Genomic DNA, 22,295 nt, shown 5'->3' with positions numbered 1-22,295 from the left:
ATGGTGCCCAGACGCGGAATTGAACCACGGACACGGGGATTTTCAATCCCCTGCTCTACCAACTGAGCTATCTGGGCGACGGAGCGCTATTAAATAGATTTTGATTGCTGGCGTCAACTATTTTTTTAAATTTTCACGCTTATCTGTGCTGTTTGCACAAGCTTTCATCAGTTCGCTAAAAAAAACAGCATTTATGCCATTTTGTGGCGGGTTTTAATTAAATGCTGCCTGTGTAAAACGCTTTTTGTGCTTTGTTCACCTTATACAAATAACGCCTTGATTCTTGCGATGGGTGCTGTTTTGTCAAAGATTGGTAAACTTGCCCACTCGATTGCTGGTTAATCACGTTAGGGGCCTGTTTACGGTCACGATGAAATGTCTTAAACACATTGCCAGCTCCGCCGTTATAGGCCGAAATAATGGCATAACGCAATGAGTCCGGGTCTTTAATGTCTTTCAAGTAACGGGTTTTTAAAATATGCAGATAAGCCGTACCTGTATCTATGTTATTTTCCGGGTTAAACAAATATTCACGGCTCGGCTGTCCACTGCGCTTTTTCACCTTTTCAAACACATCCCTGCCTGCAGTAGCCGGCACCACTTGCATCAAACCATACGCATTCGCCCGTGACACGGCATAAGGGTTAAAGCTGCTTTCTGTTTTCATCACCGCATAAATTAAGCTTTCATCGATGTTATATTTTCGGCTGTACTTTTTAACCAGTTGGGCATATTTATACTCACGTTGAGCTTGGTGGTCTTGTTCCAGCGGAAATTGCACTGACCACACCTTTTTACCGTTGTAATGGGTAGTTGTTAGCTTTTGGTTTAATAAATAATCGGCGTAACGGTTAGCCCGCCATTGCCATTGGATGGGTTTACCGTCTTGGTCTCGTACTTGGCCGTATAAAAAAGGATCTCCGCCACCGAGAATAAACGCACGATCGGAAAATAAGTCCACCGAACTAGGGTCTTCAGGCGTGAGCAAGGTGGTCACTATGGCTTCTTGTAAGTGTTTTTTCGGCGCCAAGGCTGAAATGGTCTCTACCGTCACCATACCACGCTCAAAATCGATTTCAGCTCGACTCAAGTAATTGTCTGTGTATTTGACGTAGTGCTTACTACTGGCAAACTTACCGTCTTTTTGTCCCCAGATTTGATATACCTGACGCGAAAAGTGACCAATGAGGCTCTCAAAAGCTTCGGTATCTTTGGTGATATCAGCGGGGTGTTGAATGTGATATTGCGCCCGAGTGGCCAGGTACTTGTCTAAGTCGGCACGGGTTTGGATCTGACTCGATTGAATCTCTGATTGGGAAGAACAAGCTGCTAATAACACGCAGCTCATTCCCAGTGTCACGTGAACACAGTTATTCAGATGGCGGCGTATAACCTTCGATATCAACGTCCTGTCCTTCAAATAAATACTTAACCATTTCTACTTCAAGCAAGCTACGGTCGTCCGCATTCATCAAATTAAGTTTTTTTTCATTGATTAGCATGGTCTGTTTTTTTTGCCATTCAGTCCAAGCTTGCTTTGAAATATTGTCGAATACTCGCTTGCCTAGCTCGCCGGGGATTAATTGAAAATCTAACCCAGGTAACTCTTGCTGCAAACGCGCGCACAAAACTGTTCTTGCCATCTCTAATTCACCTTCAAGCCATTTCAAATTCAGGAGCGCTTAACAACTTAGAAGTTGCCGCTGCTAAGCCAATTTCCTGTGGATGGGCTAAGTTATACCAGAGTGTTTCCTTAGCTTCCATTACTTGCCGTGTATTCCAGAGTGATACATCGACTAATACCGGCTGAATATCAAAATGGTAGTGGCTAAAAGTATGCCTAAACTCAGGTAAACATTGCTCAGTATACTGCTCGGCGCCAATGGCTTTTAAAATTTCCTGCTGTTCTGTGAGATCCGCCGCTTCCGGAAAACACCAAAGCGAACCCCAGATGCCTGCTGGCGGACGCTTTTCCAGCCATACCTTGTTACCATCACGTACAATAATAAGCCGGGCGCGCTTTACGGATTGCTGTTTCTTCGGCTTCGAATGAGGGTAAGCTTTTGGCTCTCCTTGGGCCCAAGCAACGCAAGTATCCGCAATTGGGCAAGCATCGCATTGCGGTTTACTGCGGTTACAGATCATGGCGCCCATGTCCATCATGGCCTGATTAAAATCGGTTACACGCATTTCCGGCGTATGCTCAATCGCACGCTGCCAAAGGGCGTTTTCTACGGGCTTTTTCCCCGGCCACCCTGCAATGGCATGATGGCGCGCCAACACGCGTTTAACATTGCCGTCTAAAATCGCGTGGTGCTGTCCTAATACTGAAGAGAGAATAGCTCCTGCGGTAGAGCGGCCAATGCCTGGTAAGGCAAGTACTTGTTCAAAGTCGGTTGGAAACTGGCCTTGATATTGGTCTCGAATAACCTGAGCGGCTTTATAAAGGTTTCGCGCCCGGGCGTAATAACCAAGTCCACTCCAATAATGCAGCATTTCATCTTGAGGGGTATTCGCTAAACTGACAACGTCAGGAAATTGCGTCATAAAAGTTTCAAAATAGGGAATCACTGTGGTGACTTGAGTCTGCTGCAACATGATTTCCGATACCCATACAGAGTATAAGGTTTTGTTTTTTTGCCAAGGCAGCGTTTTACGACCATGTTGGTCGTACCAAGCTAAAATTTTGTCCGAAAATAGGGAATGCATAACACGTATTGCTCATTTTTTTGGCCAGCATAAACAAGCAATGGCCTCGCGCCAAGACTATTTTCATTTCTCGTTACGCGCGATAGGCCCTTTCACTCCACTCACCAGGAGGGAGAAACCACGCTCTGACTTGCTAAACAGACATAAGTTTGCATAATGCCCGCTTAATTTACTTAATTACTGGCTGACATTCGGCGATATTTATACAATACGCCCCAACAGCAAAGCCAACACCAAGGTACCCCAAAATGACTGAACAAGAAAAGCCGGAAACAGCTGCTCAGCCAGAAGAGAAAAGAATGCGCCGGATCAAAAGCTACGTCAAACGTGAAGGCCGAATGACGGCAAGGCAAAGCAATGCCATTGAACGCGTGTGGCCCACTATGGGCTTAGAGTATCAAAAACAACTACTGGATCTCAGCGCAGTTTTTGGTCGTCAAGCCCCCATTACACTAGAAGTGGGCTTTGGTATGGGTAAATCTTTGGTTGCCATGGCGCAGGCTAACCCAGAGCGTGATTATATCGGCATTGAAGTTCATGGCCCAGGCGTTGGTGCTTGCTTGGCGGATGCTGAAGAAGCCGGTATCACGAATTTACGGGTTTTTGAACACGACGCGGTGGAAGTGTTGGCAGACATGATCCCAGATGGCAGCTTAGATACCTTTCAGCTTTATTTCCCTGACCCTTGGCACAAAAAACGCCACCATAAGCGCCGTATTGTACAGCCTGAGTTTCTTGCTTGCTTACAACAAAAGTTGGCCGTTGGCGGAATCATTCATATGGCCACCGATTGGGAAAACTATGCTGAGCACATGCTGATTGAACTCAACGAAGCGCCAGGTTTTAGTAACACATCAACAAGCGCGGATTATGTGCCTCGACCAGAATGGCGCCCGTTGACTAAGTTTGAAAGCCGAGGTCACCGATTAGGTCACGGCGTGTGGGATTTAATCTTCAAAAAAGACGCTTAATACCTCAAGGCTAAATCAATCCGGCAGTAATGCCGGATTTTTATTGGCTACCCCGTCGTCATAATTGACGATAATATTTCGCCCTCTCCGTTTGGCTTGATATAAAGCTTGATCGGCCATGTCAATCAAATCATCGGCCATGGTTTTTAAATGGGGCTGACGCAGAACAAAACCCGCACTGATGGTGAGTTGACTGTTCGCTTGCTCATATTCGTGACAAATACCGAGCTTAGCTATCTCGCGCTTAATTTTATGGGTTAACTCCAAAATATTCTGCAAGCGGCAATCCGACAATAAAATAATAAACTCTTCACCGCCATAGCGCGCCACTAAATCACTGCCACGCTGGGCACAGTCGTTTAAGCATTGCGCCACCTGGTAAAGGCATTCATCGCCTCGAATGTGACCATAAATATCGTTAAACTGCTTAAAGTAATCTATGTCTATCATAATAATAGCCACGCTGCGATGCTGACGAATGGCACGACTCAATTCTTTACGATAAACTTTATCAAAGTGATAACGGTTGGCGATTTGGGTCAAGGCGTCTGTTGCTGAAACCTTAGCTAACTCTTTGTTTAACAATGCTAAATCTTGCTGTTTTTGCTCCAGTGCTTGCGTCCGGCGCTGCACCCTTAATTCAAGCTCTTCGTTTAGTTGTTTGAGCGCAAACTCAGCCCGACGTGTCGCCATAATTTGGGCAATGTTTTGACAAAATACTTTAATCACATCTACTTGATGAGCGGTAAATGGCGCTTGACTAAACAGGTTATCCACCACTAAGAAACCCAATATTTTTTGCTCGTCCCATAAACTGAAAACCCCGTGGCTACCGTTACCCACAGGATCTTGGTTGTAATGTAACGTGCAACCGTGATTCACCTCAAAATAATCATGCTCTACCATTCCTCTGTGATAGCTGGGCACGCTCTCAATCGCCTCCTTAAAACCATGCTCAGCCACCACCTGGCCTTGTTGGTTCGTGCCCCAGGTGCCCACAACATAACATTGTGTAGGATCCACCAATAACAGCGCAGCTCTATCTAGGTGCAAAAACGCTCTGCCTAGCTCAATGCTTTTTTTGCATACATTATCCAAGCTGCTCTGTTTGGCAAGCGCTTGGTTAATCTCGTACAGTACATTAAAGTCTTGCTCTTGCTGCATGGCATTAAGCAGCTGTGCAACGCTAGAGCTAAACACGCCTAACACCCGTTTTTGATGTTTTAATAACGGGTTATGGCGAATCGAATTGTCGATTTGCAACCAACCGATACAAGTATCTTTGTCCATTAAAAGCAGGGTCAAACGCCACCCCATCACTTGTTTTCCATCAGGGCTCTGTAGGGGCACTGTTTCTGTTAAATCAAACACTTGCCCTTGTTGTAATAATTTCTCAACCCAAGGGTAGTCGGCCAACGATAGCCCGTCGTCAGGCAATGGTTCAACTTGCCCTTGCACGTTGCCGCCATAACTGGGCATTACTTTTTTACTGCTGTCTTGGTATAAATAAAGCGCGACCCTATCCAGTTCAAATTGCGACTGAGAAGTTTCCACGACTCCTCGATATAAGCTGTCTAAATGTTTGATTTGTGACAAATCCATGATGCTTTTATGCAGCTTTTGAGTGAATGAGAGCAAATAGTGGTTCTGATATATGTGCTCGATAACTTCACTTTCAAGATTATGCTTTAGGCTTAATTGCTGATGGCTGTGGTGGCTAAATTCTAACTTTTGTTGTTGCCGGCTAATTTGTAACAAACAAACATGCGCTGTGCTTTGCATCGCGTCATTAAGCAACACAGGCTCACTCAACTTAAGCACTAGCATCAAGTGGGCTTCCACCGCTTGTGGCAGCGCTAATACCAAGTAGTCTTGCTGATTATGGCAAGCTGTTACCATACTTCGTTCATACGAAAATTGACTCGCCAAAGGCTGTAACCAAGCACGTAATTCATTAAAAGCAGCTTCACCAGAGCTTGTACGATGACATAACAGTGTTGCTTCAGGTTCACTTACTTTACTCAACTTACACGAGTCGGAAGTCAGTTCAGCGCAAGCTTTCACTTGCCAGTCACCTACAGGACTAAACCAATAAGCATGAACGGCGGGAAAATAACGGCGCAACAAAGAAAAGGTGGCTTGATATAAGTGTTTGATAGAATCTTGCTGAACGATTTCATCGCAACATAACTTCAGATCCATCGAGTACCATCCTTGAACAAACGCAAAATAGAGTACAAAACACCTTTAAGATTAGTAGATGAAGACAAAAACGCGAAAAAAAACCACCTTGCGGTGGCTTTTTTGAGTCAATCTTGTCATTGCCTTGATACGTTTAAATATCAATCCGCAAGGCTACGTTTAAACAGAGAATGGGTATTTTATGCCTTCGTGATGCTGATAACCTATCACCTCAAAATCGTCCATCGTGACCCATGTTTCAAGATCTTTCAAAGACTTGATATCAGGATTAATCACTAGCTTAGGTGATTCAAAAGGTTCACGCTTTAACTGCACATCTCGCATCAATGGAAGCTGATCTTCGTAGATATGCGCATTGACAATTTTGTGATAGGCCTGGCCTGGTTTGAGGCCGGTGATCTGTGCCATCAGTGCCAAAAGGGTGTAAACCTGAATTTGGTTAAAGTTAAGCCCTAAAGGAACATCACAAGAGCGCTGATAGCTGGTGAGATACAAGGTACCATCCAACACGGAGAAAGTGTGAGTATGCATACAAGGGCGCAAACACCCCATATGGAATTCACCTGGATTGTAGAAAGATAAAATCTCACCACGGTCGTCGATACCACGACATAAATCATCAATAATCTTACCGAGCTGATCGACCACGCCACCATCAGGCTTGGCCCAAGAGCGTCCTTGTACCCCGTAAACACGCCCCATATCATCTTGGCCTTTACGATAAGAGTTATTGAGCCAGGCTTGGTTCTCATTGGCGTTGGCGTCCCACGTTTTGGCACCTAACGCTCTAAAATCAGACGCATTATCATAACCTCGGATATAACCTAATAGCTCAGCAATCGCAGCTTTCCAATAGCTTTTGCGGGTCGTGATCAAAGGAAAAGCTTGATTGGCTACGTCATATTGCAACTCAGCGTTTATCACAGTTAAACAGCGCTTACCTGTGCGCTCATTGTTTACCCAAACACCTTCATCAATAATACGCTGACATAATGCTAAATATGCTTTCATTGCGTGGCCCCTTTAGCTGCTTGCAATGGGTGCTTCTTGTAGGCCCAAACCATAAATGCTCCCCCTAAAATAATCATTGGCAACGACAATAGCTGCCCCATACTCAGTCCTGCCGTTAATAAGCCTAAATGTGCATCTGGCTCACGGGCAAACTCAATAATAAACCTAAAAGTACCGTAACCGGCTAAAAATAAACCTGCGATCGCGCCTAATGGCTTAGGCTTTTTAGAGTAAAAATAAAGCATAATAAACAATACGATGCCTTCTAACGCAAACTCGTATAGCTGAGATGGATGACGAGGGTAAGGGCCTGCATTGGGAAATACCATGCCCCAAGGGCTATCTGTGACCCGGCCCCATAGTTCGCCGTTAATGAAGTTGGCAAAACGCCCAGCACCTAGGCCAACCGGCACTAACGGAGCCACAAAATCAGCAACCGCAAAGAAAGGCCGCTTGGTTTTACGGCCAAACCAAAACATGGCTGCAATCACCCCTAACAAACCACCATGGAAAGACATTCCGCCTTCCCAAATACGAAATAGATACAATGGGTTATCAATAAAGCTGGCGGTTTGGTAAAACAATACATAGCCAATTCGGCCACCTAAAATGACGCCCATAAAGCCATAAAATAACACGTCACTGACTTCATCCTTGGTCCATCCTGAGCCAGGTGTTGCTGCGCGGCGGTTAGCCATCCACAAAGCAAACAAAAAGCCTAGCAAATACATCATTCCATACCAGCGAATAGCCAAAGGGCCAACGCTAAAAATCACCGGGTCAATATTGGGAAAAGACCAGTAGGTTTCAGACATGTTTTTTAAATCCTGACAATAAAGGCTTTATTCTAGCCTGCTTGGCCAGTAAAAAGCACTCAAGTTGAATGTAAAGAAAGGTTATCTTAGCGGCCTGCGCGAACTAATCCGCCCAACCCCTGCTGTTCAAGGTATCGGGAAAACAGCGCCCGCACTTCTGCACCACTATTCAATTGATACGCTTGATGCAGTAATTCTTTTAACTCTGCCACATTCACGTGACGGATCACAAACTTAATACGGGCAATATTATAAGTGTTCATGCTGAGTTTGGTATAGCCCATTGCCAATAATACCGCCGCTCCCAGAGGATCGCCTGCTAATTCACCGCATAAGCTCACTGGTACTTGGTGCGTTTTAGCTTGTTCAATAATAAACTTAAGGGCTTGTAAAACGGCCGGATGAAAACTGTCAAACAGGCCTGCCACTCTTGGATTATTCCGGTCAACGGCAAGCAAATACTGCGTTAAATCATTACTGCCAATGGACCAAAAGTCGACCCGTTGAGCAAGTTGAGGCAGTAGCAATAACGCCGCAGGTACTTCGAGCATAACGCCAAGTTTAGGCTCTCGCAGTATTTGACCTGTATCTCGAATTTGTTCATGTACTTCACAATACGCTTGCTCAATCAAACGAATCGCGTCGTCAACCTCTTGTAAACCGCTGACCATAGGCAGCATGATTTGCAAGTTGTCTTCACCAATGCTCGCTCTGAGCATGGCTTTAATTTGCACTAAGAAAATTTCAGGATGATCTAACGTAATGCGAATGCCGCGCCAACCAAGGAATGGGTTTTCTTCAACAATCGGGAAATAAGGTAATTGCTTGTCCCCCCCTACATCCAAGGTACGCATGGTCACAGGCTTACCTTGATAAGTGTGCAAAATGCCTTTGTAACGCTCTGTTTGTTCAGATTCGGTTGGGAAACTCTCGGTTAACATAAAGGGCACTTCAGTGCGATAAAGTCCTACGCCGTCAGCAAATTCATTAATCGCAATTTCGGTGTCAGCGCTTAAACCGGCATTAAGTAGCATTTCAACCGCTACATTGTCCTTGGTTACCGCAGGGGCCGCCAAGCAATCTTGCATAATATTATCAAGCTCGCGCTCTTCTTCCAGCAAGCCCACGTACTCTTGCAATACCGCTTGCTCAGGCTCAACGTATAATTCCCCGCTGTAACCATCAATAATCAAGGTGCTCCCGGCCATTTTTTCGATTGGCAAAGCCATGCCCATCAAGGCGGGCAAACCTAAAGCGCGGGCCAATATTGCGGCATGAGAGTTAGCCGAACCAGAAACCGAAACAATACCTTTTAAGTGGCCTCTTGGCACATTTGCCAGCATAGTCGCGGTGACTTCCTCCGCCACTAAAATAATATCGCTGGCCACTTTAGCGGTAAAAGCGGTGCCCGATAAATGGCTTAATAAACGTTGAGCCACATCTCTTAAGTCTGACGCACGCTCTCGCAGGTAAGGATCTGACATTCCTTGAAAACGTTCAATATACCCCTCAGCGATAAGTTTTACCGCAGAGGTTGCACTGTAGCCTTGTTGTATCTTACGTTTTACCTCACCACTTAAATCAGCCTCGCTGAGCATTTGCTGGTAAACGTCAAATATTGCCATGGTTTCCTGAGGCAATTGCCCCTTTAAACGCAATGCGATACTAGCAATCTCTTCTTTGCTGTTTCTTACCGCTTGTTGAAATGCGTCTACCTCGTCGGAGATCGTCGTCTCATCGGCAGTTGGTAACGGCTCGTTACTCACTTGTTGCAAACAAATATTGGGGATCACGACATGGGCATTAGCAATGGCAATACCTGGGCTACCAGCAATACCGCGCAATGATTTAATGGTTTTTTTATGCTGCTGCTGAGCAGACACAAGGCCCTTGGCTTGTGCATGAGCGATAACATTCGCCAGCTGCGTCGCTAAGGTGACTAAGAAGGACTCTTCCGTTTTATCAAACTCACGGGCTTGGGTTTGCTGTACAACCAACACGCCTAATACTTGACGTTGATGAATAATGGGCGCAGCCAAGAATGCTCGGAAGTTGTCTTCTTTAATTTCAGGTAAGTATTTAAACCTAGGGTGAGCCTGAGCGTCAGCTAGGTTAATCGGCTCTTCTTTTTGCCCTACTAAGCCAACAATGCCTTCATTAAAAGCAATGCTAATATTGCCTGCGGCGGAGCGCTCTAAACCGTCAGTGGCAGACAAATTAAAGCGTTTTTCACTGGCTTGAGTAAGGTAAACGGAGCAGCAGTCCACAGCCATAACGCTGCGAATTTGTTGAACCAGGATTTGCGCAGCGCTGTCTAGAGAATCCGTGGCGTTGACTTGTTCAACAATGTCCCTTAGTTGGGTTAACACTATCTGCTCCTTGATACCTATATGGCTCGCAACCTTTATTACTGATAGTTACGGCGCCGACGTTTGCCTTTATGCTTATTACGCTTGTCTTTGCGTTTATTGTCATTGTCTTCTTTACGTTTGTGAGGCAAAGCAAAAGGGGCAAACTCTTTCATGACTCGGCGATAAACGTCGCGTTTAAACGACACAACTTGCCTAACGGGATACCAATAACTCACCCAGCGCCAATCATCAAACTCAGGGTGACCACACGCGCCAAGGTTGATTTTAGACTCTTTTGTTTGCAGCGACAGTAAAAACCACTTTTGCTTTTGACCAATACAAACAGGCTTTGAATCCCAACGTACCAAACGTTTGGGTAACTTATAACGTAACCAATTGCGGCTCACAGCAACAATTTTCACGTCATTTTTTTGCAAACCGACTTCTTCAAATAACTCTCGGTACATGGCTTGTTCTGCAGACTCACCATTATTGACCCCGCCTTGGGGGAATTGCCAAGAGTGCTGGCCATATCGCTTGGCCCAGATTACCTGCCCTTTTTGGTTACAGATAATAATGCCCACATTAGGACGATAACCGTCGGCATCAATCACTTATGCACCTATAGGCTTAAAATATAATAAAGCTGATTCTTTCATATAACAGGGATCGCAGCAATCACAAGACTCTTCGAAGCCAAACAAACGCTTGATCGCTCACATATTAATGAACAACTCTTTAAACAAGCAGTAGTTATGCACATTTGAAATGCATTTTTTCATTCTCCAACTAAACGTTATGCACTTTAGCTGTGGTTAACTTTGTGAATAGTGAGTGCCAAACTGATCCATCAAGTTAATATCATACGTAAAGTACGCCTACTACCTAATAACCAAAAACAAAAAAAACAATATATAACAACAGTATAATATTCAACCCGTAATAAAAAAACAAAAAAACTGTACATAAAAACAGTAATAAAGTCTTTATTCACACTGTGAATAACCTATGCTGAGCATTTTTTATGCAATCCGTTTTTTTCCACAAAATTGCAGTCTAAAACCGAAACAATGACGATTCAATTGCTTAAAACATCGCCAAAATTGACGTTAAAGGTAAAATTAGGCGCAGTTATTAACGCAAAAGATCACTTATCCAAGATTTCTGTGGATAAACTTGTGCATGTGAATAGAATTAGTCGTTAATTTCATCATTCTCGGAAAGCGAAGCCAATGTCAAGATAGAAAATAAATATTAAACAAATATAAATCAATAACTTAAATCAAGTACTGAAAATAAATTACCAACCCCAAAAGATGCTCAAAAAAACACCAATTAGTACTGCCTCGCTTTAGTCAGTATAATAGATAGCCTGTCATTGTTATGGATCTCAACTGCTGTGAATATCTCACCACCGAACAATCTTGACCAATTGATGCAACGAGCGCTGCAAATCGCAGGCTTGAGCCTTGGTGAATTAGCGCAGCAACTCGCGATAACGGTGCCTAAAGATCTCACTCGAGATAAAGGCTGGGTGGGTCAACTGATAGAACTTCACCTTGGTGCCAGTGCAGGCAGTAAGCCAGAGCAAGATTTCCCACATTTAGGCATAGAGTTAAAAACGATCCCCATCAACGATGCTGGGCAGCCACTGGAAACCACCTTTGTGTGTGTTGCTCCCCTTGTTAATACTGCCGGTATCTGTTGGCAAAACTCGAACGTTCGTAACAAGCTCACAACCGTGTTATGGCTTCCCGTGCAAGGCAGTAGGTCAATTCCTTTAGCCGACCGCATCGTTGGCTCCCCCCTACTGTGGCAACCAGACAGACATGAACAAGGGCAACTACAGCAAGATTGGGAGGAGATAATGGAACTTATCGCCTTGGGTAAGATTGAGTCGATCACAGCTCGCCACGGTGAGGTATTACAACTAAGGCCAAAAGCGGCTAATGGCAAAGCGCTCACAGACGCAGTTGGATTGAATGGACAAAAAATTCAAACTCGACCACGAGGTTTTTATTTAAAAAAGGACTTTACGGCAAAAATTTTGCAAAAACACTTTTTAGTTTAATATTATAGTCACTGCAGTGTTAAAAAATACTAATATCAGAATCTGCTTTATAAAATTTTGTTTGCCTGACTTAACCGGAGTACACATGCCTGTAACAAAACGTTTCTTAAAATCTAAGCCTATTGTCAAAGTAACTTTTGAAGTTGAAAAAGAAGCTGCGAAAGATGCCGATAAGATATTTCTTGTAGGGGAATTCAATGAGTGGCTACCTATTGAACTACAAAAGTTCAAAAATGGTAAATTCAAAACCGCGCTTGATGTGGCAACAGATGGCCAAACTGAATTTCAGTACCGTTTCAAATTGGTACAACCTGATGGTTCAGAAGTGTTTGATAATGATTGGCAGGCAGATGCTTATGTAAAAAATGAGTTTGGTACTGACAATTCTGTACTCAGAGTTTACCCCTAACACTCTCAGGTAGCGCATCGCCGATGTTGGTTATTGATTGTTCACACAGCTATTGTCTTACTCCATTCAAGACTTTCAGTCGCTGATGCCAAAGCGGTTATAATTATTAAGGTATTGAGTAGGCTTGATAGCTTGTTACACGACCTAATTCAAAAAGGCTGCCTATTGGCAGCCTTTTTAGTATTGCGTGTCGCACAACTTAATTAAGCGTAAACAGGGTTCGCTTTACACAGCTCAACCACTTTGCCTTTAACCTCTTCGATAACAGCGTCATCGTTGATGTTATCAAGTACGTCACACATCCAACCTGCTAGTGCAGCCGCTTGCTCGGCATTTACGCCACGACGTGTTAGTGCAGGCGTACCTACGCGTAAACCTGAAGTAACAAAAGGAGAACGAGGATCGTTTGGTACAGAGTTCTTGTTTACAGTGATATTCGCACGGCCTAGGGCTGCGTCAGCGTCTTTACCTGTGTACTCTTTACCAATTAGGTCAACCAAGAATAAGTGGTTGTCGGTGCCGTCAGAAACAATTTTAAAGCCACGCGCTTTAAATACTTCTACCATGGCTTTTGCGTTATCTAATACGCCTTGCTGGTAAACTTTAAACTCTGGCTCCATCGCTTCTTTGAATGCTACCGCTTTTGCAGCAATAACGTGCATTAGAGGGCCGCCTTGACCACCAGGGAATACCGCTGAGTTTAGCTTTTTCTCAATTTCTTCGTTGGCTTTCGCTAAGATCAAACCACCACGTGGGCCCGCAAGTGTTTTGTGAGTCGTTGTCGTCGTAATGTCAGCAATTTGCACTGGGTTCGGGTATAGACCCGCCGCAACTAGACCTGCAATGTGTGCCATGTCTACGAAAAGGTATGCGCCAACTTTATCCGCGATATCACGAAAACGCTGCCAATCAACAATGCCTGAGTAAGCAGAGAAGCCTGCCACAACCATTTTTGGTTTATGCTCTACAGCCAAGCGCTCAATTTCATCGTAATCTAGCTTGCCAGTTTCTGGGTTAATACCGTACTGAACAGCGTTGTAGATTTTACCTGAAGAGCTTACAGATGCGCCGTGAGTCAGGTGACCACCGTGAGCTAGGCTCATGCCTAAAATAGTATCGCCTGGGTTCAATAGTGCTTGGTAAACCGCCGAGTTCGCTTGTGAGCCAGCGTGAGGTTGTACGTTTGCGTAATCCGCACCAAATAATTCTTTCGCACGGTCAATAGCCAATTGCTCAGCAATGTCTACGTACTCACAACCGCCGTAATAACGCTTGTAAGGGTAACCTTCAGCATATTTGTTAGTCAGTTGGCTGCCTTGCGCTTCCATTACACGTGGGCTTGTGTAGTTTTCAGAGGCGATGAGCTCGATGTGCTCTTCTTGGCGAACCACTTCATTGGTCATGGATTCCCATAACTCTGGATCATAATCAGCTATATTCATATCACGCTTTAGCATCCGTATCTCCTGACTAAATGCAAATTACTTCTGGGGGTATCAATTAAGGCAAGTATTTTACATGCACTGGGTCACATTTCCCAGCGCTAAATGTTGAATAAAATTAATGCCCTCCGTGAAAGGCTTTCATTATTGGTTTTATCTACTTGAAAATTAAGCATAAAAAAAGCCAGCTTTTGCTGGCTTTTTAAGCAGCTTAGGTTTTAAGCTTCTTCTTCAAAATACGTGCCCCAGCCGTCATAAGAGATGTCAAATGACTCACATAACTGCAACAGTACGCTTGTATCTTCAAGAATGGCTTCTGGCGAAAGTTCCATTTCTACCACTACGTCAAAGCTGTACACGGTTGAACCGTCTTCCAACTCAAGTTCTTCTGGATCTGTCACCTCATAGCCTTTTTTAAAGCAGGCTATTGCGGCTTTTTCTAAGGTATCAAAATCCGTTGAAGCAATGTGGTGCTCTATCATGTATTCGCCATCAGGATCACTGCCGTCTTCCAGCAAGCTTTCAATGGTTTCTATGCCTTCTTGTTCAAACTCTTTCAATAACGCGTCAAAATCACTCATGCCTCTTTCCCCTTGGCTGCACCATTGCCATGGCGCTTAGCCTCTTCACTTAGCTCAATATACTTCTGTTCCATGCGCTCTTGGCATAGAGCCATCAGTTCGCGTACGTCTGCTTTTGTGTAACCTTTTGTTTCTATTGGCTCAAGCATTTCCACAATCACTTCGCCATTGTCACGTCGATTCCAATTCACTTGATCATGGGTATCAGAAACCACGGTAGGCACAATAGGCACTCCGGCTTGAATCGCCGTGTGAAAAGCGCCTGTTTTAAACTTCATAAAACCGCGACCTCGGCTGCGAGTGCCTTCAGGAAACATCATTACTGACAAGTGCCCCTGCTTAATTTTATCGGCCACTGTACCTATGGTGTTAATGGCGCGGCCACGGTTATCACGGTCAATCAAAATATTACCGGTAAGCCAATATAGCTGGCCGAAGAAGGGGATCCAAGCTAGGCTCTTTTTACCGATCGAAACCACGCCAGGTAATACGGCGGCGGTTAAGGTCACCATGTCATAGTTATTTTGGTGATTAGCGATATGCACCGCAGGTCCAAGATCGCTGGCATTATGGGGTAAACGCACCACCAACTTAATGCCTAAAAAGGGTGCCGCTTTGGCAAATAACTGAGCAAAGCGAGAAGTGTTTTTTGGATTACGGGGGTTAAACAAACTAAACACCGTGCCAATGACACAAATTGAAATAAAATAAATCGTGAGCAAAATGCCACGTAACACAAACAGCATAAAGGCCTCTTATTCTGGGTTTGGTGATGATGTATTTGCATCATCAGGCAAAGACTCGGTGATTATAGGTTCCACTTCTAAATTATCAACACGTTGCAAGCCTCGAGGCAGTTTATTACCTCTGCGACCACGCTCTCCGGCGTAGTGTTCTAAGTCGTTCGGTTTTAACGTTAACTTGCGCTTACCGGCAAATAAGGTAACGTTTGCCCCTTGCGGTACTAAGGCTATCTTGGTAACAAACTCTTCGCGTTCAGCCACACGCGCAGCTGCAATGCCTATTAGCTTATTGCCTTTACCTTTGCTTAATTTCGGTAAACTGCTGACAGGAAATAGCAACATACGTCCTTCATTGGTAATAATTAAACAATTATCATTGTCGAAGTTAGCAACGGTTTGTGGCGCCATCACTTGGCCACCTTTTGGTAGACTCAATAATGCCTTACCGTTTTTATTACGGCTCACCATATCGGCAAACTGTCCGATAAAACCGTATCCGGCATCAGAACAAATCAGGAAGTTGCTGTCATCGCTCGCCATTATCGTAGCCACAAACTCCATTCCAGGCGTTAGGTTGAAGCGCCCTGTTAGCGGCTCTCCTTGTGAACGCGCTGACGGTAAAGTGTGAGGTTCAAGGGCAAAGGAGCGCCCGCCACTATCTAGAAAGACACAAGGCTGATTGCTGCGGCCTTTAGCACTGGCCAGAAACCCGTCGCCGGCTTTATAACTTAAACCTTGGGCATCAACATCATGACCCTTGGCGCAACGTACCCAGCCTTTTTCTGACAATACTACGGTCACGGCTTCACTTGGCATCAGCTCTTTTTCAGATAAGGCTTTGGCTTCTTTGCGTTCGATGATGGGTGAGCGGCGTTCATCACCGTACTTCTCTGCGTCAGCTTGAATTTCTTTTTTCAACAACGTCGACATTCGGCGTTCAGAGCCAAGTGTCAGCTCTAGTTTTTCACGCTCTTTGTTTAACTCATCTTGTTCGCCGCGGATTTTAATTTCTTCCAGCTTAGCCAGTTGACGCAACTTAATTTCAAGAATCGCTTCCGCTTGGATTTGACTGAGGTTAAAACGACTAATTAACTCTGCTTTAGGGTCATCATAATTACGGATGATCTCAATGACTTCATCTATATTGAGATAAGCTACCAACAAGCCATCAAGAATATGCAAGCGAGCCAGTATTTTGTCTAATCGGTACTGCAAGCGGCGACGCACAACTTCCCTGCGGTAGGTCAGCCACTCACTGAGAATTTGCTTTAACCCTTTCACTTGTGGGCGGTTGTCCAACCCCAGCATATTCAGGTTAACGCGATAGTTTTTTTCTAAATCAGTAGAAGCAAATAAATGTTGCATTAATTGCTCAACGTCCACTCGGTTTGAACGAGGAATAATCACTAATCGGGTTGGGTTTTCATGGTCTGACTCATCGCGTAAATCTGCCACCATAGGCAGCTTTTTAGCCTGCATTTGCGACGCGATTTGCTCTAGCACTTTTGCTCCCGAACATTGATGCGGCAGCGCAGAGATGACCACTTCGCCATTTTCATAGCTGTAAACTGCACGCATTTTAATGCTGCCACGCCCCGTTTGATAAATCTTTTCGATGTCTTTTTCAGGGGTGATTATTTCAGCTTCAGTTGGGTAATCAGGCCCTTTTACAAACTGCATCAAGTCATGGAGTTCGCTTTTTGGCTTTTCCAATAAATGACAACAAGCTGCTGCCAGCTCTTTTACGTTGTGAGGCGGAATATCCGTGGCCATTCCCACCGCAATGCCGGTGACGCCATTGAGTAAAATATGCGGCAAACGCGCAGGCAGTACCTTAGGTTCTCTTAAGGTGCCATCAAAGTTTGGCGCCCAATCTGACGTGCCAGAGCCAAGCTCTGCTAATAGCACTTCAGCAAACTTAGACAGTTTGGCTTCGGTATAACGCATTGCAGCAAAGGATTTCGGATCGTCTGCCGCGCCCCAGTTTCCTTGGCCGTCGACTAACGGGTAACGATAGGAAAATGGCTGCGCCATTAATACCATGGCTTCGTAACAAGCACTGTCACCGTGAGGATGATATTTACCGAGTACATCACCGACGGTTCGAGCCGATTTTTTGTATTTGGCTGCAGCGGATAAGCCTAATTCACTCATGGCGTAAACTATACGGCGCTGCACCGGCTTTAAGCCGTCGCCGATGTGCGGCAATGCGCGGTCCATGATTACGTACATTGAATAATTGAGATAAGCTTGTTCTGTGAATTGGCGCAGCGGTAACTGCTCGACGCCATCTAAGCTCATATCAGCGGCATCCGTCATAACTATTTCCTTTCAATAATCGCCAGGGAATCCTGAAAATTGAGACAAACGCCTACACTATACATGAATCCTTTGCAGGCTCAGTGGACAATTGATGAATTATCGCAGCCAGTGAGGCATTTTTGTGATTTATCAAAGATAAATGACGCCACCTAGTGGCATTTTTGTGTCTGGTCTTGGGTCGATGGCCACGCTTGCTCTGCAGGCATAGGTTTACCGATATAATAGCCTTGAGAGTAGTCAACGCCAAACGACGCCATCATTAATTGTATTTCTTGGTTTTCAACAAATTCGGCCACGGTTTTGTGCCCGAAGTTGTGAGCGATATCGATCAACGCTTTGATAAAAACTTGGTCATCTGGGCGCTGCGGGCAGTCTTTCACAAATGAGCCATCAATCTTAATATAATCTAATGGCAGTGATTTCAGTGAATGGAACGATGAGTAGCCAACCCCGAAATCATCCAGGGCAATTTCACAGCCTAAACTCTTGAGCACATTGATATGCTCAACCGCTTGCACCATATTCGACAAGGCGGCGGTTTCCGTAATTTCAATGATCAACTGCGAGCCATCCACGCCGCGGCTGACAATTGCATGTTTAATTTGCATGATGGCTTGGTCATCACTAAACGACTTGGCCGAAAGGTTAATCGCTAGACGCTGCTTAATGCCCCGCTGATGATTAGCCAATAATTGATCGAGGGCAGCATTGATGACCCACAGATCAAGCTGGGTAATATAGCCATTTTTTTCTGCCGCGAGTATAAGCTGGTAAGGGGAGCATAGCTCACCTTTCTCATCTTGTACCCGCAGTAACACTTCCCAGTGGCCAACCGAGTTAGTTTGATTATTATAAATGGGCTGAAAATGCAGGCTTAATAAGTTCTCTTCAATCGCACGTTGCGCTTTGGCTAGCCAATACCAATCGTTATTCACTTTAGAGCCAACATTTTCTGAGTGATACACTGCTAAGCGATTTTTACCCAAATCTTTTGCCTGATACATGGCTATATCGGCTTTTGAAAGCAGCTCCGACAAGCTAAACCCGTGCTCAGGATAAGCCACTACGCCAATACTGACCGACGCCATGTGAATTTCTTCCCGCCCCGCCACACACACTTCGCTAATTAACTGCAAAATACGCTGTGCTACAACTTGCGCAGCACCGAGATCGACATCCTGTAAGAATATGGCAAACTCATCACCACTGATCCGTGCTAACAAGGCGTTGCTTGGCAACAGTTTTTCTAACGTATTAGCGACTTGAGTAAGCATCATGTCACCGGCCGTATGACCGCTAATATCATTGACGTATTTAAAGTTATCGAGATCCATAAACAATAGACAGCCTTGTTCGGTCTGCTCTAAACGCTTAATGATTTCAATATTAAACATGCGCCGGTTAGGCAACTCGGTGAGCGGGTCATGATTAACCAGCCACTCTAGCTCGTCGGCACGTTGAACCAGTTCACCCTCCAGCTCTTGCAGCTGACGCGACAACGATATACTGGCTTGGCCTAACTCATCCGATTCATCGGCAAACTGTTCCTGCATGCCTTGATCTTCAACGATACGGCGAAACTCTTCGTGCTGAGAGCGGGCCAACAAAGGCAAAGATTGAATGATATGACGGATCCGGCGTAAGGGTTTACGCAACAAAAACAACATCAGTAAGATAGCTAAAATCAGAGCACCCACACCATAGATCACGTTGTTGTAGGTTGCACCTTTTAGTAGCGCATGTAAGTCACTAATATCATTAACAATTAAGAAGTAAGCTTGACCAGGTAAGTTGGTGTTGTAGATTTTGTAGCCACGAAATTCATAATTACGCGGACCAATGTTAACATTGCCTTCCCCGCGATTTACCGACGCGACTGTGAGGTGCTGTTTGAGTAAATTGAAATCGAAATTACGCACCCTACGAGTAAATACGTATTGCATATCGCCGTTGGATTTTTGTTCCAGAAGAATTTGAAAGCTGCTGGCATCAGAAGTGGAAAGCGGCTGCATTTTGTCAAACGGTAAGACAAAAACCAACTGATTACCCGCGCCAAATTTAGCTTCGCTTTTAAACAGTACTTGGCACGAGTTACGGCAAAACACAAACCAGTGCTCACTGTTATGCTGCTCGGCGTTGGCAATCCATAAACGAGTTTGGCGATCTAAGCTCATCTCATTAGACCGAGCAAGCACTTCACCGTTAGGGTCCACCAGCAATAAGGCATTAACCGGTAACGACTTACGGCCACGGATCTCTTTCACAATGCGTCTTAGGTTTTTATCATTGGAGAGGTTGACTGAGCTAATGCGGTTACTGGCCTGCAGTTGGCTGGCTAATGCGTCCACGCGGCTGTAAATTTCTTCGTAATATTGCTGGGTTTGATGCTTTTGGTAGCTAAATACAACGCGCCGCTCTAACTCGAAAAAGTTACTCAGATTGTTGAGGTTTAAATAGGTATAACCGGTAAAAATAACCAGCAGTAACAAAAATGTTACTCCCATTACTTTTTTACCTAAGCCTAAATTAATACCTGATTTCACCGCGACGCCCTAAGCCTTGTGACAGACATATTCAGATAGAATATCCTCCCACTCTAATATATGAGGGCAAAATTCTAGCTGAGAACTTGCCCTCTTCCTAGTATGAAAGTCTTAGAATGTGCGTTTAAAAAGTAGTTATGATGTCATTTATACTTTTTTTGTTAAGTTTTTTAGATAAACAGTCATCTTAGTGTCATATTCAAATCGCACTCATGTCTCAAGCTTAGTCTTCGAATAAAGCTGACGCCATATCACCTTTCTTTTCTAGCCATTCACGACGATCAGATGAGCGCTTTTTCGCCAGCAACATATCCATGATTTGCATCATTTCTTCGCTGTCGTCTATGGTCAGTTGCACTAACCGCCGAGTATTAGGATCCATGGTGGTTTCACGCAGCTGTAGCGGGTTCATTTCACCCAAACCTTTAAAGCGTTGTACGTTAACTTTGCCGCGTTTCTTTTCGGCGGTGATGCGATCTAATATGCCGTTTTTCTCATCTTCATCCAGGGCGTAAAACACTTCTTTGCCAACATCGATGCGATATAAAGGTGGCATCGCGACAAACACGTGACCAGCGGCGACCAAGGCATTGAAATGACGCACAAACAGCGCGCACAACAAGGTGGCAATGTGCAGTCCATCAGAATCGGCATCGGCTAAAATACACACTTTTCCATAACGCAGGCCAGATAAGTCTTCCGAGTCTGGGTCAAGGCCAATGGCCACAGAAATATCATGCACTTCTTGAGACGCCAACACTTGACCCGCTTCGACTTCCCACGTATTGAGGATTTTACCGCGTAACGGCATGATGGCCTGAAACTCTCGATCTCGGGCTTGTTTCGCGCTGCCGCCAGCAGAGTCACCCTCCACTAAAAACAATTCGCTGCGCAACGGCTCTTGGCTGGAACAATCGGTGAGCTTACCAGGCAGAGCAGGCCCTTGCGTGACCTTTTTACGAGCCACTTTTTTACTCTGTCTAAGGCGGCGCTGGGCATTGCTGATGCATAATTCAGCCAACTGCTCAGCCACATCAGTGTGGCCATTTAACCACAGGCTAAATGCGTCTTTAACCACGCCAGAAACAAACGCTGCGCATTGGCGTGACGACAAGCGCTCTTTTGTTTGACCGGCAAATTGAGGGTCTTGGATTTTGACTGACAGGATATAAGCACACTTATCCCAAATATCATCCGCAGTCAGCTTAATGCCACGCGGGATCAAGTTTCTAAACTCACAAAACTCACGCATGGCTTCGAGTAAGCCTTGGCGCAGGCCATTCACATGAGTACCGCCTTGAGCGGTGGGAATGAGGTTAACGTAACTCTCAGCAATACTGTCTCCACCTTCTGGCAACCAGCATAGCGCCCAGTCTGCCGCTTCAGTATTGGCAGAAAAAGCGCCAATGAACGGGCTTTCGGGTAGACATGTCCACTCTTTCACCGCTTCAGACAGGTAGTCTTTTAGGCCATCTTGGTAACACCATTGGTGATCTTTCTTATTCACCTTGTCTTTGAATTTAATGGTTAAACCAGGACAAAGCACCGCCTTGGCTTTTAAGTTATGCAATAAACGCGAAACCGAGAAATTGGCAGAATCAAAATATTGTGCATCAGGCCAAAAATGCACGCTAGTACCCGAGTTACGTTTGCCACAAGTGCCGGTGATCGAGAGGTCTTCGACCTTATCACCGTGCTCGAAGGCAATACTGTATACTTGTCCTTCACGGCGAATATTGACTTCAACTCGACTTGATAAAGCGTTCACCACGGAAATACCTACGCCGTGCAAACCACCAGAAAATTGATAGTTTTTGCCCGAGAACTTGCCCCCCGCATGCAATTTGCAAAGGATTAATTCAACCCCTGACACTCCTTCTTCGGGGTGAATATCAACAGGCATACCGCGGCCATCATCAATGACCTCTAACGAGTGGTCTTCATGTAACACCACAGTGACATTACTGGCAAAACCAGCCAAAGCTTCGTCGACGCTGTTATCGATTACCTCTTGGCCAAGGTGGTTAGGACGCTGGGTATCGGTATACATGCCTGGGCGACGGCGCACAGGTTCAAGACCGTTTAATACCTCGATGGCATCAGAGTTATACTGGTTGCTCATGGT

Annotated in this window: 17 protein-coding genes and 1 tRNA gene; 3 read left to right on the top strand and 15 right to left on the bottom strand. The window is 45.0% G+C overall.

All coding sequences use genetic code 11. The features are described from left to right. Nucleotide 1 precedes the first annotated feature (1 nt). The 4 genes from D1Z90_RS17380 to mutY all read right to left on the bottom strand — a co-directional run bounded on the left by D1Z90_RS17380 (nt 2) and on the right by mutY (nt 2,709). Nucleotides 2–77, bottom strand: a tRNA-Phe gene (locus D1Z90_RS17380). 140 nt (nt 78–217) lie between these two features. Continuing rightward, a complete protein-coding gene (gene mltC, locus D1Z90_RS17375; RefSeq protein ID WP_119912064.1) occupies nt 218–1,348 on the bottom strand; it encodes a membrane-bound lytic murein transglycosylase MltC in 1,131 nt (376 codons plus the stop codon). A gap of 22 nt (nt 1,349–1,370) precedes the next feature. Beyond that, entirely contained in the window at nt 1,371–1,643 is a 273-nt protein-coding gene (locus D1Z90_RS17370) for an oxidative damage protection protein (protein WP_119912063.1), read from the bottom strand. 13 nt (nt 1,644–1,656) lie between these two features. Next, entirely contained in the window at nt 1,657–2,709 is a 1,053-nt protein-coding gene (gene mutY, locus D1Z90_RS17365; RefSeq protein ID WP_119912062.1) for an A/G-specific adenine glycosylase, read from the bottom strand. Nucleotides 2,710–2,957: 248 nt separating this feature from the next. On the opposite strand from mutY, the gene trmB reads away from it, so the two are divergent. Beyond that, nucleotides 2,958–3,680, top strand: a complete 723-nt coding sequence (gene trmB, locus D1Z90_RS17360) for a tRNA (guanosine(46)-N7)-methyltransferase TrmB (RefSeq protein ID WP_119912061.1) — start codon at nt 2,958–2,960, stop codon at nt 3,678–3,680. A gap of 15 nt (nt 3,681–3,695) precedes the next feature. Here trmB and D1Z90_RS17355 read toward each other — a convergent pair whose 3' ends face one another. The 5 genes from D1Z90_RS17355 to rppH form a co-directional block, all read right to left on the bottom strand. After that, nucleotides 3,696–5,882, bottom strand: coding sequence for a sensor domain-containing diguanylate cyclase (locus D1Z90_RS17355; protein ID WP_119912060.1), 2,187 nt, complete (start codon nt 5,880–5,882; stop codon nt 3,696–3,698). Between the two features lie 159 nt (nt 5,883–6,041). Next, nucleotides 6,042–6,893 carry a thymidylate synthase gene (locus D1Z90_RS17350; protein ID WP_119912059.1) on the bottom strand — a complete coding sequence of 284 codons (852 nt, stop codon included), beginning with the start codon at nt 6,891–6,893 and terminating at the stop codon, nt 6,042–6,044. After that, entirely contained in the window at nt 6,890–7,708 is an 819-nt protein-coding gene (gene lgt / locus D1Z90_RS17345; RefSeq protein WP_119912058.1) for a prolipoprotein diacylglyceryl transferase, read from the bottom strand. The genes D1Z90_RS17350 and lgt overlap by 4 nt, the downstream gene beginning before the upstream one ends. 86 nt (nt 7,709–7,794) lie before the next feature. Further along, nucleotides 7,795–10,077, bottom strand: coding sequence for a phosphoenolpyruvate--protein phosphotransferase (ptsP, locus tag D1Z90_RS17340; RefSeq protein ID WP_119912057.1), 2,283 nt, complete (start codon nt 10,075–10,077; stop codon nt 7,795–7,797). Between the two features lie 38 nt (nt 10,078–10,115). Beyond that, nucleotides 10,116–10,673, bottom strand: a complete 558-nt coding sequence (gene rppH / locus D1Z90_RS17335) for an RNA pyrophosphohydrolase (RefSeq protein WP_119912056.1) — start codon at nt 10,671–10,673, stop codon at nt 10,116–10,118. Nucleotides 10,674–11,458: 785 nt separating this feature from the next. On the opposite strand from rppH, the gene mutH reads away from it, so the two are divergent. Beyond that, complete coding sequence (mutH, locus tag D1Z90_RS17330; RefSeq protein ID WP_198419257.1) at nt 11,459–12,130, top strand: DNA mismatch repair endonuclease MutH; 672 nt, start codon at nt 11,459–11,461, stop codon at nt 12,128–12,130. A gap of 85 nt (nt 12,131–12,215) precedes the next feature. Next, nucleotides 12,216–12,539: an isoamylase early set domain-containing protein gene (locus tag D1Z90_RS17325; RefSeq protein ID WP_119912055.1), complete on the top strand. Its 324-nt coding sequence runs from the start codon at nt 12,216–12,218 to the stop codon at nt 12,537–12,539. Between the two features lie 203 nt (nt 12,540–12,742). Here D1Z90_RS17325 and glyA read toward each other — a convergent pair whose 3' ends face one another. From glyA to parE, 6 genes are all read right to left on the bottom strand, one after another. Next, nucleotides 12,743–13,996, bottom strand: a complete 1,254-nt coding sequence (gene glyA, locus D1Z90_RS17320) for a serine hydroxymethyltransferase (protein ID WP_119912054.1) — start codon at nt 13,994–13,996, stop codon at nt 12,743–12,745. 203 nt (nt 13,997–14,199) lie between these two features. Continuing rightward, nucleotides 14,200–14,562: a ribonuclease E inhibitor RraB gene (rraB, locus tag D1Z90_RS17315; RefSeq protein WP_119912053.1), complete on the bottom strand. Its 363-nt coding sequence runs from the start codon at nt 14,560–14,562 to the stop codon at nt 14,200–14,202. After that, nucleotides 14,559–15,308: a 1-acylglycerol-3-phosphate O-acyltransferase gene (locus D1Z90_RS17310; RefSeq protein WP_119912052.1), complete on the bottom strand. Its 750-nt coding sequence runs from the start codon at nt 15,306–15,308 to the stop codon at nt 14,559–14,561. Before D1Z90_RS17310 ends, rraB begins: the two co-directional genes overlap by 4 nt. Before the next feature lie 9 nt (nt 15,309–15,317). Continuing rightward, nucleotides 15,318–17,624 (bottom strand): DNA topoisomerase IV subunit A, encoded by a 2,307-nt coding sequence (gene parC / locus D1Z90_RS17305; RefSeq protein ID WP_119912051.1) that lies wholly within the window; start codon nt 17,622–17,624, stop codon nt 15,318–15,320. Nucleotides 17,625–17,776: 152 nt separating this feature from the next. Then, the gene (locus D1Z90_RS17300) at nt 17,777–20,170 is read right to left on the bottom strand and encodes a putative bifunctional diguanylate cyclase/phosphodiesterase (RefSeq protein WP_119912050.1); all 2,394 of its coding nucleotides are present in this window, start codon (nt 20,168–20,170) and stop codon (nt 17,777–17,779) included. A gap of 223 nt (nt 20,171–20,393) precedes the next feature. Beyond that, a complete protein-coding gene (gene parE, locus D1Z90_RS17295; RefSeq protein ID WP_119912049.1) occupies nt 20,394–22,292 on the bottom strand; it encodes a DNA topoisomerase IV subunit B in 1,899 nt (632 codons plus the stop codon). Nucleotides 22,293–22,295: the final 3 nt, after the last annotated feature.

Origin of the sequence: Motilimonas pumila (genome assembly GCF_003596335.1) — a bacterium.
Taxonomy (GTDB): domain Bacteria; phylum Pseudomonadota; class Gammaproteobacteria; order Enterobacterales; family CBDFNC01; genus Motilimonas; species Motilimonas pumila.
The sequence above is the reverse complement of the archived record's forward strand: the minus strand, read 5'-3'. Positions and strand labels throughout refer to the sequence as shown.